Below are 15,413 nucleotides of genomic sequence, written 5' to 3'. Positions count from 1 at the left end.
CGCTTCCACCCTTTTAGCCGATTTCGGGCCATGAGGTCTTATACAGCAAACAGGCAACTTCGTGCCCGTCACCACAGTCTGCAAGGACCGGTACAATGTTAGGGCACGGTTCAAATGCCTTCGGACAGCGCGGATGAAAGACGCATCCAGATGGTGGATTAGCAGGGCTTGGCACTTCTCCTGGTAAAATTATCCGCCCACGTTTTCGGGTCGGATCAGGTATTGGAGTAGATTGTACCAAGGCTTGTGAATATGGATGACGTGGAGCGTGGAACAATTCATCGGCGTTGCCGATCTCAGCTATTTTTCCAAGATACATTACAGCGATAGAGTCACAGACACTTTCAGCCACTCTGAGATCATGGGTAACGTAAAGATAGGTCAGGTTTTCTTCAGCTTTCAATGTTTTAAGAAGATTCAAAATCTGAGCCTGGACGGAAACGTCCAAGGCTGAGGTAGGCTCATCGAAAACCAAAAATCCGGGTTTTGTAGCCAATGACCTGGCTATGGCGATACGCTGGCGTTGCCCGCCGCTAAACTGATGAGGGTATCTTTGTAAATGTTTAGTACTCATTCCGACCTGTTCAATGAGTTCGACTACCCGTTCTTTTCGCGCGGCAGAATTCATCAAATTATGGACTACCAGTGGTTCACCAATGATATCCTTGACCTTCATCCGAGGATCTAGAGAATTATATGGATCCTGATGCACCAATTGAACATGTCTCCGCATGGCTTTGAGGGTTTTTCCAGAAAATAACGAGGCATCGTCTTTTTCTCTTAGTGTTTGCAGTCTGCCGGCGTTATTGCCGGATGTTTCCAAGGATTCAATCTCATCTTTTTCAACTTCCGGCACGTTAAAATATATATGGCCCGAGGTAGGAGTATACAGGCGCACCAGTGTTTTACCAAGTGTAGTTTTCCCGCAACCAGATTCTCCAACCAGACCAAGCCATTGCCCTTTTATCAGTTTAAGGTCAATGCCGTCAACAGCTTTTACCGCACCGGCAGGACGACGGAGAAGCCCTTTCAAAATAGGAAAATGGGTTTTCAGATGACGGGTTTCAACCAACGTTTCCAAGATCGTCTCCTATATTGTAACAAGCTACCAGGTGACCAGGGCTCACTTCACGCATGACAGGCGATATTTCCCGGCATTCGGCTGTTGCACGGTCACAACGCGGGTGGAATCGGCAGCCCGAAGGAGGTTCGATAGGATCCGGGACGCTGCCGCTGATTGATTTAGGTTCAACTCCCGGCCGAGGGACCGCAACCATCAAAGCTCTGGTATAAGGGTGCGCCGGGTGCAGAAATATTTCTTCAGTCGTAGCTATTTCCACAAGAGTACCGGCATACATGACACCTATCCGGTCACATATTTCCGATGCTACTCCCAGATCGTGAGTGATATAGAGTATGGAGGCATTGAAGTCGTTCTTGAGTTTGTTGAGCAAGACCAAAATCTGAGATTGGATGGTCACATCCAACGCCGTCGTTGGCTCGTCTGCAAGCAAAAGTTGGGGAGAATGGGCCAATGCCATAGCGATGACCGAACGTTGTTTCATGCCGCCTGAAAGCTGGTGAGGATGTGCCTGAGCTACCCGGGCGGCATCCGGAATTTCAACCTCTTTCAACATGGCTACGGCCTTTTTTAATGCCTCCGCCTTAAGTCGCCACATAATTCCGCGAATCAGCGGGATACGACCGATGAAGCGGGGGAGAAGTGCTTTGGGATTACGGCTTATCTGGCCATATAAATAGCGCTGAACCGTTCTGAATGGCTTGAATACGCTCGCCGAAAATCCCGTTTTAAGGAGAGCTGCCTTCACGGATTCAAGTGCCTGCAAACCTGTTTCCTGACGCCCATGGACCAACACTACTTCGGCTATTTGGTCACCGATAGTGAATACAGGATTCAATGCAGCGCTTGGCTCTTGAAAAACCATTGAAATGCGATTGCCCCGAAGTTTGCGCATCTCCTTTTCGCCGATCTTCAGGATATCCTCGGGCTTTCCATCCCCTCGGTCGAAAATAATCGAACCTCCTTCAATCTTTCCGGGTGGCGGAATGAGCCGAAGGATGGAGAAGGCAGTCATAGTTTTCCCACAGCCTGTTTCACCGACCAGCCCGACGGTTTCTCGGCGACCGATATCAAACGTAATTCCGTTCAAGGCTTGGACGACGCCTTCATCAGTATGAAAACGGACGATAAGGTTTTCTATTTTTAAAAGCTCGTTCATCTGCCCTTACTCAATCTAGGATCTAAAATGTCACGGAAAGCGTCACCAAGAAGGTTCCATCCTAGTACAAACAAAAATATAAAAATACCCGGTATTGTTATCGCATGCCAATAGGCAAATGGATTATTAGCAGTTCCCGTAATCCAATTCCTGGCGAAACTAATCATCTGCCCCCAATCGGCATATCCTTCCTGAGGTCCCAGTCCAAGAAAACTCAATGCTGCCGCGGAAAGAACAACTGCACCTATTTCAAGGGAAGCCATCACCAGGACAGGATAAATAGAATTAGGTAATATATGCCGAGTAATAATTCGCAGATCAGAACTGCCTGCCCCCCGGGCAGCCGTCACATAATCTTCTTCGCGTATCGCCAATATCTCCCCTCTAATCATGCGAGCGTAGCTCGGCCAAGAAACTAAAATTAGAGCTAACATCACGCTCGGAATGCTCGGACCTAAGGCGATGGTAATTGCCATCGCTAAAATAAGTGAAGGAAAAGCCAAAAAGACGTCTGTAATACGCATTATAATATCGTCAATAATACCACCAAAATAACCCGCAACACTTCCAAGAAATAGCCCAATTACTACAATTGCTCCGATTACAATAAGGCCAATCTGAAAAGCGGTTCTAGTCCCCCATATCACACCATAAAAAACGTCATATTGGCCTTGTGTGGTACCAAAAATATGGTCATCACTCGGGGGTTTAGGTACCGCTGAGAAACCATCTCTTGGAATCATATATGAATTGACATGACCTTCCGGCGGAGGCGCAATTATAGGAGCGAGTGCCGCAACAAATATAAAAGAGACAATTATGACTATCCCGATAATAGACAGAGGATTCTTTTTTAATCTCCCAAATAACGACTTTAGACTAGTCATGATGCCTTACCACCAACCCTGATTCTTGGATCTATTCGCGCATAAAGGAGATCAACAACGGTATTGGTAACAACAAAAAGCACCCCGTTAAAAAGGGCGAACGCCAAAATTGAAGGAATATCTATTTGGACCGCAGATTGCCAGGCCCACCAACCTAGGCCTTTGTAGTTAAATATCGTTTCTGTAATAACTACGCCATTGACAATTGAAGCAAAAAGAAAACCCGAGATAGTAAGCACAGGTATTAATGCGTTACGCCTTGCATGAACGTTGACGACAATGTTTTCAGTCAATCCCTTGGCCCGAGCGGTAGTGATATAACCTTTGCCAAGAGCTTCCAACATACTGGATCGCATTAATCTCATTATAAAAGCAATATTTACCACTGTCAGAGTGATTACAGGCAGTATCATGTGCCTGATACTATCCCAGAAAACCTGCCAATTACCGTTCATTATCCCATCTAAAAAGTTTATGCCTGTGTACCGAACAAATTCCGAAGAATTTACAACGATGCTCATTTCTGTACTTAATCTTTCAGGAGGCAGCAAACCATTGAAATATCCGTAGAAAACCATTAGAAGAACGAGCCCAAGCCAAAAAGTAGGCAAAGACCAACCGATAATAGCACCAAAACGTGTGGCATGATCAAAAAATTTGTCTTTATTGGCAGCAGCTTTGGATCCAAAAAATATCCCACCGATAATAATCAAAGGAGTCGCAAACAATGCCAACTCAACAGTTGCCGGCAAAAATTTGCCGATCGCCTCGGTAACCGGCAACGAAACAACCCTGGACCAACCGAAATTACCATGAAATATCTCATTCATCCACGTAATATATTGATTCCAAATTGGGGCATCAAGCCCGTACTGCGCGATAATTTCATCAATGTGTTGGAATTGGGCAGGATTTTTTACATATAAGGCTGCTCTTTCAATAGGTGAAAATAATTGAAGGAGTAAAAATATTAAAACGGTGACACCAAAAAGCACTGGTACAAGCATCGCCAAACGGCGGACTAAATAAGATCTGAATTCCAAGTGTGTACCTCGTAGTAAACCGCAGGTGCCCCGTCTCTCAAGGGAAGGGGCACCTGCTTAAATTCGTCAATGGTACTTCTATTTGTATGTTTTACTTAACAGGTAAATGTTACACATTTGGCTCGGTAAAGCTGGATTATAGACAAAGCCTTGAATCCAATCTTTGAAGTATCTCTGACCCAGGGGTTGGGCCAGTAAAATTCCCGGAGCGTCATCGTAATATATTTGAGCGAGTTGATCATATATTTGTTGCCGCACCTGGGGATCTATGGAGCTAATACCCTCAGCAATAAGTGCATCGGCTTCAGGGTTGTTGTAGTTTTGCCAACCGGAAAAGGTTCCCTGACTATGCATGAATGGAACGACAAAATTATGTGCGTCAGTAAAATCAGGTAACCATCCAATTTGGAAAGCTGGTAGTAGACCTGTGTACATTCCACGGAGTAGAGTCGGCCATTGCATGACTTGAATATTGACTTTGAACAAGGGATTGATTGCAAAGAGCCCGGCTTGTAAAATCTCACACGCCAGTTTGCGCGGAAGATTACCGGAATTGTAGGCAAGGGTAAGAGTAAAACCTTTCTCCCAGACTTGACCACCCCACGCGGCCTGGAGGTACTCCCTAGCCTTAACCAAATCATAGTTATATTTTGTGGTCAAATTGGGGTTGTAGTATGACAAACCGTTGATTACAGGAGAAGCAGCTTGTACACCTTGTCCGGATAGAGCATCTTGTAGATACGTCCCGAAATCAAAGGCGTGAGAAAAGCCTTTCCTGACATTTATGTCAGTAAAGAAATCCAGCGGAATACCTGCCCCATCGAGTTTGCCGGAGCCAACCATTGTGCTCTGGGGACTGATACTCATCTGGAAGAAAAATGAGTCAACGGTTACAGTTGGAAGATTTTTGATAATGGTGAGACCTGTAGCGCCTTCCATTTCAGCAAAATTTGTTGCCGGTACGTAGGCATAATCAACATCGCCATTTTGAAGCATCAATTTTCTTGTTGACCATTCGTCAACCGTCTTAATGATGACTCTTTCGAAGTTTGCCGGTCCCTGCCAATAGGCATCATATCTAACAAAAGAAATTTCAACACCAGGATCCCAACGCTCAAGTTTAAACGGTCCGGTGCCATTCATTATTGCCTGTAGTGGAGATGCTCCAGCATCGGGATCGTTTAAAGCTGCGTATGAAGCCTCAGAACCATCCCAATCCCCATTTTGTACACACCATTCTTTATCAACTATGCCACCCCAAGGGCCTGCCAGAATCTGCAGAAAAGGCGCATAGGGAGCAATCAGATTGAACTGAACCCATTCCCCATCAACTTGAACCGCATCTGTGATCTGTTGTAACGGAATTCTGGGCTCAATATCTCTTGAACTGTAACCACCTAGCAGCGGTTCAAAGAACATCCACTGTGGACCAGCGCCGTAGTCTTGTACCATGCCGCGTTCAAAGCTATATTCAACATCTGAAGGAGTCAAGTCATTTCCATTGTGAAATTTAACTCCAGTGCGGATATGAAATCTATAGGTTTTTCCGTCTGCAGATATTGTCCATTCGGTTGCTAAAGCAGGCAAAAACTCTGTTGTACTCGCTCCTTTGAAAGTAAGAAGTGTGTCGTAAACCAATTGAACTGATTCCCCGCTTGCCGTGTCATAGCCGTAAGCCGGGTCGAGTGAATCAGGATAACCAATTGTGGCCATGATAAATGATTCAGGGTTTTTAATGTTTGCGTCCGGGTCGGCAGCAGTTGTGGTTGGAGGCGCCGTGGTAGGATCAGTATCCCCACTGCATGCTGGTAAAAACATCGCCAGTGCTAAAATACTTGCGAGCACCAAACCCGCCCTGGTTCGCCACCTGTGTTTCATGAGTCTCTCCTTTTCTAAATTTCGGCTGGTAATTACCAACCGAGAACCGATTGTCTCAATTATAACCCTAGTTTGTGCTATGTCAATATCTAATTTTTTCCTCACCCCTCTTTAATTCCCCTCACACGTTGTGCTATAATCCATCTTTGATAAAAGATTAAGAGGAAAGAAATTGGAAAAACTGGACAAAATCAACGTCATTGATGCCTTCAAACGCCATGACACCGACACCGGCTCTGCGGAAGTGCAGATCGCCATTCTCTCGGCTCGCATCGTGCAGCTCACCTCCCACCTGACGGCCAACAAACGGGACTCTCACACCAAGTGTAACCTGCTGCGATTAGTCGGCCAGCGCCGGCGCATGCTCGCCTACCTGAGGAAAGAGGATGCCGCCCGCTACCAGGCTGTGATCGTCAAGCTGGGTCTGCGCAAGTAATCTTTTCCTTTATAATTTAAGGAAAGGACTATTGCCAAAACACTTAAAAGGAGAGACTGTTGTCTGATATTAAAACATTTGAACGCACCATAAGCGGGCGTAAGCTGGTTATTGAAAGCGGTAAACTGGCCGGACAGGCCAATGGCGCCGTAACCGTCCGCTATGGTGACACCGTGATACTGGCGACCGTGGTGGTAGCCAAAGAACCGCGCCCCGGTGTGGACTTCCTGCCGCTGACCATTGACGTGGAAGAACGGATGTACGCTGCCGGACGAATTCCCGGCGGTTTTATCCGCCGCGAAGGCCGGCCTTCAGAAAACGCCACCCTGGCCGCCCGGCTGGCTGACCGGCCGCTACGCCCGCTGCTGCCCAAGTACTGGCGCCGCGAGATTCAAATCATCGTCACCGTTTTGACCGCCGACCAGGAGAATGATCCTGATATTCTCGGCGTTATCGGCGCTTCCTGCGCCCTGGGTATCTCAGAGATGCCGTTTGAAGGCCCGCTGTCCGCGGTGCATGTCGGCTACATTGACGGCGAGTTCGTCATTAACCCCACCCATTCTCAGTTAGCCGACAGCAAACTGGACGTGGTCGTGGCCAGCACCAAAAAAGCAGTCACCATGCTGGAAGCCGGCGCCAATGAAGCTCCGGAAGACCTGATGTACGAGGCTATCCGCATCGGTCATGAGGCCAACCAGGAAATCATTGCCCTGCAGGAAGAAATGGTCGCTGCCGTCGGCAAGGCCAAATGGGAAGTCAGCCCGCCGGTAATTGACGCCGGATTGCTGGACAAAGTTTCCGCTATTGTGGACGGCAAACTGGCCGAGGCCTTTTACCAGGCCGACAAATCCCAGCGTCAGGAAAACCTGGGGAAGATTAAGGGCGAACTGATGGAGTCGCTGGGCGAAGAATTTGACCGCGGCGCCGTTATGGAAGCCTACGATAAGAAAATCCGCCAACTGGTACGCTCCACTATTCTGGATAAGAAGGAACGGGTCAGCGGCCGCGGCATTGAAGAAATCCGCGAGCTGTCCGCCGAGGTCGGCGTACTGCCCCGGGTGCATGGTTCATCGCTGTTCTCCCGCGGTCAGACCCAGATTTTGAACATCGTGACTCTGGGCTCACTGCAGATGGAACAAAAGCTGGACAATATCGCCCCGGAGACTTCCAAACGTTATATTCACCATTATAATTTCCCGCCTTACTCCGTGGGTGAAGCCAAGCGGATCGGCACCGGACGCCGCGAAATCGGCCACGGGGCGCTGGCGGAGCGGGCGCTGCTGCCGGTAATCCCGTCAGAAGCGGAGTTCCCCTATGCCCTGAGACTGGTATCCGAGGCGGTCAGCTCCAACGGCTCCACCTCCATGGCCAGCACCTGCGCATCCTCCCTGTCCTTGATGGACGCCGGGGTGCCGATCAAGAAAGCGGTGGCCGGCATCTCCGTTGGTTTGATTACCGACGATGCCAACCCCGACCGTTTTGTCACCCTGACCGATATTGAAGGTCTGGAAGATAATTACGGCGATATGGACTTCAAGGTCGCCGGCACCCGTGACGGCATCACCGCCATTCAGCTGGACATCAAACTCAAGGGCATCAGCTTTGCGGTAATTGAAGCGACGCTGGCGCAGGCCAGGCGCGCCCGTGAGGTCATTCTGGATGTCATGGATAAAGCCATCAGCCATAGCCGCGCTGAGATGTCGCCCTACGCACCGCGGATGTACAAACTGAAGATTGACCCCAGCAAGATCGGCGCCGTTATCGGCCCCGGCGGCCGGGTGATCCGCGCCATCATTGAAGAGACCAAAACCTCCATTGATATTGAAGACGACGGCACCGTTATTATCGGCGCCTCCGACGGCGAAGCTGCTAAAAAGGCCATTGCCATCATTGAGGGCATGACCAAGGATATTGAACCCGGCACCACCTACAGCGGCAAGGTAACCCGCATCATGAGCTTCGGTGCTTTCATGGAGATTCTGCCGGGCAAGGAAGGCATGGTTCATATCTCCGAACTGGCCAACCGCCGGGTGGATAAAGTGGAAGACGTCCTCAAGATCGGCGATATCGTCAACGTCAAGGTGATTGAGATTGATTCTCAGGGCCGAATCAATCTGTCTATCCGCGCTCTGCTGCCGCCGCCGACTGAAGAAGAAAAGGAAGCCATGCGCAACCAGGCACCGCCTCAGGGTGGTTTCCGGCGCTCAGCGCCCGGCGCGCCGATGGAACGGGGTGACCGGCCGCAATTCCGAAGGTAATAGAGGAACTGATGAAACCCCTCAGGGCCCAACGGCCCTGAGGGGTTTTTTAACCGCCCCATTCCGGGGTTGCGGCCTAAATACTGAAAACAGGATAAACGTGATGACTATTAAAGTTGCAGTACAGGGAGCTCTCGGGCAGATGGGACGCGAGGTGATGCGGGCGGTGACCGCTGCCCCGGACCTGGAACTGGCGGGTGCCTGTGATGCCAGGGCCGAAAAATCCGCTAAATTTTCCCCCGCCGAAAACGCGCCGCCGGTACCGCTGAATGATAATCTGGCCCGGCTGCTGGCCGATACCCGGCCGGATGTCCTGGTGGATTTCAGTCTGGCCGCGGCGGTGCCGCAGACCGTGGAAATTGCCGCCCGGGCCGGTGTATCGCTGGTCATCGGCACGACCGGCCTCAGTGCCCAGACCCTGGCCCGGGTGAATGATTTGACCAGAGAATATCACATCGGCGCGGTGATTGCGCCCAATTTTGCGCTGGGCGCGGTGGTGATGATGGAACTGTCCCGCATCGCCGCCCGCTATTTTGACTGGGCGGAAATCATTGAACTGCACCATGAGTACAAGGCCGACGCCCCTTCCGGCACCGCTATTGCCACCGCCCGCACCATGGCCGCATCCCGGGATAAACCCTTCCGCTCGCTGGACAGCGACGCCGGCCATCCCAGCCGCGGCCAGAAGTTTGACGGTGTGACCGTGCATTCGGTCAGAATGCCGGGACTGGTGGCCAATCAGGAAGTAATTTTAGGCGCGCCCGGGCAGACGCTGTCCATCAAACACGATACCACCAGCCGCGAATGCTTTATGCCCGGCGTCCTGCTGGCGATACGGGAAATCGCCGGACGTCCGGGGGAATTCATCTTCGGGCTGGAAAAACTGCTTGATTTCTAAAGGGGGATAATGTGAAGGGTCTCAGAGTTGCCATCGTGGGAGCCACCGGACTGGTCGGCCAGGAGTTCATTAAAATACTGCAGCAGCGGCATTTCCCGGTAGACCACCTGGAACTGCTGGCTTCCGACCGCAGCGCCGGCCGGAAACTGAACTATAACGGCCGGCAGATTGAAGTCCGGGAGACCACCCCCGACAGTTTTGAGGATATTGACCTGTCGCTCTTTTCCGCCGGGGCCGATATCAGCCGCCATTTTTCGCCCATTGCCGCCAAAAAAGGTGCCGTGGTCATTGATAACAGCGCCGCTTTCCGGATGGATAACGGCGTACCGCTGGTGGTCCCGGAGGTCAATATTGAAGATGCCCGCAACCACCACGGCATCATCGCCAACCCGAACTGCTCCACCATTCAGATGGTGGTGGTGCTGAACCCGCTGCACCAGTTCAATCCCATTAAACGGGTGGTGGTCAGCACCTATCAGGCGGTGTCCGGCACCGGCACCCCGGCCATTGACGCGCTGTCCGAGCAGACCCGCACCGTCCTGGAAGGCCAGCCGGTAACGCCGCACGTCTATCCGCACCAGATTGCCTTTAATCTGCTGCCGGAGATTGATATCTTCATGGATTCCGGCTACACCAAGGAAGAGTGGAAGATGCTGGTGGAAACCCGCAAGATTATGCACCTGCCGAACCTGCCGCTGTCGGCCACCTGCGTCCGGGTACCGGTATTTATCGGCCACAGCGAGGCCCTGAATATAGAATTTGACCGGCCGATTTCGGCTGATGAGGCCCGCAATATTTTAGCTAAAGCCCCGGGGGTACGGGTACTGGACGACCCGACGGTCAGTCTTTATCCTCACCCGTGGATGGCCGCCGGCACCGATGAAACCTGGGTCGGCCGGATCCGCCAGGACTGTTCTCACCCCAAGGGGCTGACCATGTGGGTGGTGGCCGATAATGTCCGCAAGGGCGCAGCGCTCAATGCGGTGCAGATTGCCGAAGAAATGCGGCTGCGCGGCTGGCTGGGAGGTAAATAATGAAAGAACTGGGACGCCTGATTACCGCCATGGTGACGCCGTTCAAGGACGACGGCAGCATTGATTTTGACCAGACCCGCAAACTGGCCCGCGGGCTGGTGGCCTCCGGCTCAGACGGCATCGTGGTGGCCGGCACCACCGGTGAATCACCCACGGTTACCTGGGAGGAAGAGCACGAGCTGTTCATGGCGGTTAAAGAAGCCGTGGGCGACGGGGCAAGGGTCATTGCCGGCACCGGCTCCAACTCCACCGCCGAAGCGGTGGAAAACACCATCAAGGCGGAGAAGCTGGGCGTGGATGCCGCACTGCTGGTGGTGCCCTATTACAATAAGCCGACTCAGGAAGGGCTGTACCGCCATTTCAAAGCCGTCGCCGAGGCGACCAGCCTGCCGATTATCCTGTACAACGTACCAGGCCGTACCGTCACCTCGCTGTCCGCCGACACCACCATCCGCCTGGCGGCGATCCCCAATATCGCCGGCACCAAGGAAGCCAGCGGCAACCTGGGGGAGATTGCCCGGATTATTGATGAAACCCGCAAAATCCGGACGGATTTTACCATCTGGAGCGGCAACGATTCCGACATCCTGCCGATGATGGCCATCGGGGCGCACGGCGTCATCAGCGTGGCCTCTCACCTGGTGGGCCTGCAAATTAAGAAGATGATGGACAGCTTCAGCGCCGGCAATCTGGAAGAGGCGGCGGCCATCCACCGGCACCTGACGCCGATATTCAACAACCTGTTTGTGGTGGCCAACCCGATGCCTATCAAGTATGCCCTGAATTACATCGGCTTCCGGGTGGGCGCACCGCGGCTGCCGCTGACCGAGCCGGACGAGAAATCCGCCGCCCTCATAAGGGAAACACTCAAACGCTATGACATTGATCTGCCGCTGGGCTGATAAGTCGGCCGGGTGGGCATTAACGTGACGCTGTCGCCGGCGGAAGGCCTCCTGCCGCTCAGTGGGGAACTGGTTAAAGCGGCATCGGTGACCTGCGCTCAAGCCTTCGCCGATGACCCGACCACGGCCTACCTGGTGCCGGATGCGGACAAGCGGGAGAATCTGAACTTTTCTTTTGAGTATTACCTGCGGCTGTCATTGCTGTCATCCGGGTATGAGGCTTATGTCACCTCGCCGGCTTGTGAGGGGGTGGTGATCTGGGTGGGGCCTGACGCTAACGATTCTCTCTTCACCCAGTTCCGGGCCGGCTGGCCTGTTCTGCCGCTGCGCCTGGGCTGGCGCTCACTATTCCGGGAAACCCGGATGGATGCCCGTTTTTCCCGTGTCCGTCAGAAACTGGTGCCGAAACGGCATATATACCTGGCGCTGCTGGCGGTGGCGCCGGAATATCAGGGGGCGGGGCATGCCGGACGCCTGGTGCGGCCGATGCTGGAGCGCCTGGACCGGGGAAAAATGCCGGCCTTTGTGGAAACTCAGAATGAGCGAAATGCCGCCATGTACGGCCGCTGGGGCTTCCGATTATTACAAACCGAGGCCATACCGGGTACCGACGTTAAGATGCACCTGATGCTGCGGGAGCCGGCTAAACCTTAAAGCAGCGCCCGCAGTTCTATGGTCTGATCCCGCACCGGGCCGATACAAACGTAAGCCGCCGGACAGCCGGACAGCTCTTCCAGCCGGTTGATGAATGACCGGGCTTCCTTCGGCAGCTTATCCAGCCGGGTGATGCCGGTGGTGGTCTGCTTCCAGCCGGGCAGCGTCTCATAAACCGGGGAACACTTATTCAGCAAACCCGGTTCCGCCGGGAAATCAGTCAGGGTGTCGCCGTTGAGCCGATAGGCGGTGCAGACCTTAACTTCATCAAAGGAATCCAGAATATCCAGCCGGGTCACGGCCATATCGGTCATGCCGTTGATGCGGGCGCTGAAGCGCGCCGCCACGCCGTCAAACCAGCCGATGCGCCGCGGCCGTCCGGTGGTGGTGCCGTACTCATGACCGAGGTCCCGGATGCGGTCGCCGACGGCGTCCACCAGTTCGGTGGGAAACGGTCCGGCGCCGACGCGGGAGCAATAGGCCTTGAAGACGCCCAACACCTGGTCAATGCGGGTGGGGCCAATACCGGCCCCCAGACAACCGCCGGCTGAGAGGGGCGAAGAAGAAGTGGCGTAAGGATAGGTGCCGAAATCAGTATCCAGCAACGCCCCCTGAGCGCCCTCCAGAATAACCGCCTTGCCGTCGTCCACCATGTCGTTAAGCAGTGAGGAGGTTTCCCGGATATTAGCCCTCAACTGCTCCGCGTAAGAGCAGGACAGGTCATAGAGTTTTTCAATATCAATAGGCGCTTCGCCGTACAGTTTGGTCAGAATCTTGTTTTTGTATTCCAGGACATATTCCAGCCGGGTGCGCAGTACGTCGGCATCCAGCAGATCGCCGGCGCGGATACCCATCCGGGCGACCTTGTCGGCAAAAGCCGGGCCGATGCCGCGCAGGGTGGTGCCCAGTGACTTATTGCCGCGGGCGGCTTCTTCCAGGGCGTCCAGCTGCAAATGGTAAGGCATCACCAGGTGTGCGCGGTCGCTGATAAAGACATTATCAGTGCTGACGTTCCGGCTGTTAAGCATCTGGCGTTCACTGACAAAGATCTCCGGGTTGACCACCACGCCGTTGCCGATAACACAGGTGCAATCCGGATAAAAAACGCCGGAGGGCACCAGATGCAGTTTGAAGGTGCCGCCCGGATTCATGACCGTATGGCCGGCATTATCGCCGCCGGAAAAACGCACCACGGCGTCCGCCCGTTCGGCCAGCATGTCAATGACCTTGCCCTTGCCTTCATCGCCCCACTGGGCACCGACTATAACCGTTACTGGCATTGAAATCTCCCCCGGTTTTATTGGCTGACGGCGAATACTCGCCGTTGAAAAAGCCAAAGAAGCATTTTATCAGAATCAGGGCGGTCTGTCATTTACCGCCCAGTTGGCGATAAGCCCCCGCCAGGCGCTGCCCGACGGTGATGTAGCTCATAATACAGATAACGGCCAGCGCGGCAATCAGCCAGCCGGTCAACAGGCCCGCCGTCAGCACGATGACGCGCTCCGGCCGGGTGAACCAGCCGGCCTTGCCCTCAAGGCCGGTGGCTTCAGTGCGCGCCCGCAAATAACTGACGGTGAGCGCACCGGCCATGGTGGCCCCGGTCAGCAGGATGGGCGCGGTATTACCGTCCGGCGCGAAATAAACCAGAATACCCAGGAAAAGCGCCGCCTCAGACAACCGGTCCAGGGTGGCGTCCAGAATGGCGCCGAATTTGGTGACCCGGTTGGTCGCCCGGGCCAGGGCCCCGTCCAGCATGTCAAAAAAGCCGGCAAAAAGCACCACCAGCCCGCCGGCCAACAGATTACCTTCAGCAATGATATAAGCGGCGGCTACGGTGATTAAAAAGCCGATGACGGTCACGGCGTTGGGACTGAGACCGCTGCGGGCCAACAGACCGGACAAACCGCGGGTCATTTTACCGCCGATGGAGCGGCGAAAATCATTTAAGCTCAACAGCCGGATTCCTTATCTATACTATTGTCAGGGTTTGGGGCTGGGTATCTTCAGCGGAGACGGTTTTGCCATGACGCAGCAGCGTCAGGCGATAGTATTCCAGGATACGCACCGCCACCTTGTCCCAGCCGTAATTTTTGACCGTTTCCAGACCCCGGGCGCCGAGTTGGGCCCGGAGGGCGGGATCATCAATCAGCCGGTTCAGGGCTTTGGCCAGGTCAGCGGCATTTTTGGGTTTAACCAGCAGACCTTCCTGCTCGTGCGTCAATACGCCGGCATAGCCGGAAATGCGGGAAGCCACCACCGGCTTGCCCGCCGCCATGGCCTCCAGCAAAATGATGCCGAAGCTCTCCTGCCCGGTTGCCGGAGCGCAGAAAATATCAGCCGTTTTATAATAGCGCGGCAGGTCCTGATAACTGACGCAGTCCACAAAGACCACCGAATCGGTCAGATGAGCGTCGCGGACCTGTTTTTCAAATTTCGGCCGCATCCGGGTGCCGGGACCGATGATGATCAAACGGGTTTCCGGGTTATGATGATGGACCTTCTTGAAGGCATCAATCAGGTATTTCAACCCCTTGCGCTTCTCGAGCCGACCGACAAAAAGCAGGTTGAGCTTGTCGTCGCAGTATTCAGCGATGGGCTCAACATCAGGGTGGAAATGCGTCAGGTCAATACCGTTGGGAATAACGCTGTAATCCGCCTTGACGTAGCGGGAATGATAATCCCGCGCGGCGGCGGACACGGCAATGTGCCCCTGTAGCTTGCGGGCGCGGCGATTCAGTATCCAGCGGCTGACGGGCCAGCCGAAATTATAGCCCGGCTTGCCTTCAGCGGCATGAAAGGTGCCGATATTGGTGGCTTGAGAATAACGCAGCACCGCCGAACACAGCATGATCATAAACGGTTCATGCAAATGCACGATGTCAAACTGCTCTTTGGCCAGAACGGCTTTGATTTTGTTGGCCAGACGAACGGATATGGTGATACGGGCGACCGAACCGGACGCCGGCATCGGCCGCGGGGTGCCGATATGCACGAAGCGGTTACCGAAAGCGGTTACCGGTTTGGAAGCCGGGGCAATGATAACCACATGATGCCCCAGAGCGGTCAAATGCCGCTCCAGGGCGGTCACATGATTGGCGACCCCGCCATGATAAGCAAAATCATAGGGCGCAACCAGCGCTATTCTCAATGGCACCTCCCCCGCAGGATTACATCAATTACGGG

14 protein-coding genes are annotated in these 15,413 nt (G+C 53.5%); 6 read left to right on the top strand and 8 right to left on the bottom strand.

The window, feature by feature from the left end:
* Positions 1-13: 13 nt before the first annotated feature.
* From V8247_RS07375 to V8247_RS07355, 5 genes are all read right to left on the bottom strand, one after another.
* On the bottom strand, positions 14-1,072 hold the full coding sequence (locus V8247_RS07375; RefSeq protein ID WP_338737207.1) for an oligopeptide/dipeptide ABC transporter ATP-binding protein: 1,059 nt from the start codon (positions 1,070-1,072) through the stop codon (positions 14-16).
* Positions 1,065-2,240: an ABC transporter ATP-binding protein gene (locus V8247_RS07370; RefSeq protein WP_338737206.1), complete on the bottom strand. Its 1,176-nt coding sequence runs from the start codon at positions 2,238-2,240 to the stop codon at positions 1,065-1,067. Before V8247_RS07370 ends, V8247_RS07375 begins: the two co-directional genes overlap by 8 nt.
* On the bottom strand, positions 2,237-3,127 hold the full coding sequence (locus tag V8247_RS07365) for an ABC transporter permease (protein ID WP_338737205.1): 891 nt from the start codon (positions 3,125-3,127) through the stop codon (positions 2,237-2,239). The genes V8247_RS07370 and V8247_RS07365 overlap by 4 nt, the downstream gene beginning before the upstream one ends.
* The gene (locus V8247_RS07360) at positions 3,124-4,170 is read right to left on the bottom strand and encodes an ABC transporter permease (RefSeq protein ID WP_338737204.1); all 1,047 of its coding nucleotides are present in this window, start codon (positions 4,168-4,170) and stop codon (positions 3,124-3,126) included. Before V8247_RS07360 ends, V8247_RS07365 begins: the two co-directional genes overlap by 4 nt.
* A gap of 78 nt (positions 4,171-4,248) precedes the next feature.
* A complete protein-coding gene (locus V8247_RS07355) occupies positions 4,249-6,048 on the bottom strand; it encodes an ABC transporter substrate-binding protein (RefSeq protein ID WP_338737203.1) in 1,800 nt (599 codons plus the stop codon).
* A gap of 172 nt (positions 6,049-6,220) precedes the next feature.
* Here V8247_RS07355 and rpsO point away from each other — a divergent pair, with 172 nt between their 5' ends.
* The 6 genes from rpsO (at position 6,221) to V8247_RS07325 (ending at position 12,230) form a co-directional block, all read left to right on the top strand.
* A complete protein-coding gene (gene rpsO / locus V8247_RS07350; RefSeq protein ID WP_338737202.1) occupies positions 6,221-6,484 on the top strand; it encodes a 30S ribosomal protein S15 in 264 nt (87 codons plus the stop codon).
* Between the two features lie 59 nt (positions 6,485-6,543).
* Positions 6,544-8,742, top strand: coding sequence for a polyribonucleotide nucleotidyltransferase (locus V8247_RS07345; RefSeq protein WP_338737201.1), 2,199 nt, complete (start codon positions 6,544-6,546; stop codon positions 8,740-8,742).
* A gap of 103 nt (positions 8,743-8,845) precedes the next feature.
* Positions 8,846-9,640 (top strand): 4-hydroxy-tetrahydrodipicolinate reductase, encoded by a 795-nt coding sequence (gene dapB / locus V8247_RS07340; RefSeq protein ID WP_338737200.1) that lies wholly within the window; start codon positions 8,846-8,848, stop codon positions 9,638-9,640.
* Between the two features lie 11 nt (positions 9,641-9,651).
* Positions 9,652-10,674 (top strand): aspartate-semialdehyde dehydrogenase, encoded by a 1,023-nt coding sequence (locus V8247_RS07335; protein WP_338737199.1) that lies wholly within the window; start codon positions 9,652-9,654, stop codon positions 10,672-10,674.
* Positions 10,674-11,576, top strand: a complete 903-nt coding sequence (dapA, locus tag V8247_RS07330) for a 4-hydroxy-tetrahydrodipicolinate synthase (protein ID WP_338737198.1) — start codon at positions 10,674-10,676, stop codon at positions 11,574-11,576. Before V8247_RS07335 ends, dapA begins: the two co-directional genes overlap by 1 nt.
* Positions 11,577-11,588: 12 nt before the next feature.
* Entirely contained in the window at positions 11,589-12,230 is a 642-nt protein-coding gene (locus tag V8247_RS07325; protein ID WP_338737196.1) for a GNAT family N-acetyltransferase, read from the top strand.
* Here V8247_RS07325 and V8247_RS07320 read toward each other — a convergent pair.
* From V8247_RS07320 to V8247_RS07310, 3 genes are all read right to left on the bottom strand, one after another.
* Positions 12,227-13,510, bottom strand: a complete 1,284-nt coding sequence (locus V8247_RS07320; RefSeq protein ID WP_338737195.1) for an adenylosuccinate synthase — start codon at positions 13,508-13,510, stop codon at positions 12,227-12,229. The two genes, V8247_RS07325 and V8247_RS07320, sit on opposite strands and share 4 nt — an antisense overlap.
* An 88-nt stretch (positions 13,511-13,598) precedes the next feature.
* Complete coding sequence (locus V8247_RS07315) at positions 13,599-14,183, bottom strand: CDP-alcohol phosphatidyltransferase family protein (RefSeq protein ID WP_338737194.1); 585 nt, start codon at positions 14,181-14,183, stop codon at positions 13,599-13,601.
* 16 nt (positions 14,184-14,199) lie between these two features.
* Positions 14,200-15,384 (bottom strand): glycosyltransferase family 4 protein, encoded by a 1,185-nt coding sequence (locus tag V8247_RS07310; protein ID WP_375340862.1) that lies wholly within the window; start codon positions 15,382-15,384, stop codon positions 14,200-14,202.
* Positions 15,385-15,413: the final 29 nt, after the last annotated feature.

The organism is Dehalogenimonas sp. W (assembly GCF_037094495.1).
Lineage (GTDB): Bacteria > Chloroflexota > Dehalococcoidia > Dehalococcoidales > Dehalococcoidaceae > Dehalogenimonas > Dehalogenimonas loeffleri.
The sequence above is the reverse complement of the archived record's forward strand: the minus strand, read 5'-3'. Positions and strand labels throughout refer to the sequence as shown.

Excerpts from the sequence above, each read along its gene's own strand:
- V8247_RS07370 (WP_338737206.1), bottom strand. The coding sequence starts at position 2,240 with ATGAACGAGCTTTTAAAAATAGAAAACCTTATCGTCCGTTTTCATACT.
- V8247_RS07365 (WP_338737205.1), bottom strand. The coding sequence starts at position 3,127 with ATGACTAGTCTAAAGTCGTTATTTGGGAGATTAAAAAAGAATCCTCTG.
- V8247_RS07355 (WP_338737203.1), bottom strand. The coding sequence starts at position 6,048 with ATGAAACACAGGTGGCGAACCAGGGCGGGTTTGGTGCTCGCAAGTATT.
- dapB (WP_338737200.1), top strand. The coding sequence starts at position 8,846 with ATGACTATTAAAGTTGCAGTACAGGGAGCTCTCGGGCAGATGGGACGC.
- dapA (WP_338737198.1), top strand. The coding sequence starts at position 10,674 with ATGAAAGAACTGGGACGCCTGATTACCGCCATGGTGACGCCGTTCAAG.
- V8247_RS07320 (WP_338737195.1), bottom strand. The coding sequence starts at position 13,510 with ATGCCAGTAACGGTTATAGTCGGTGCCCAGTGGGGCGATGAAGGCAAG.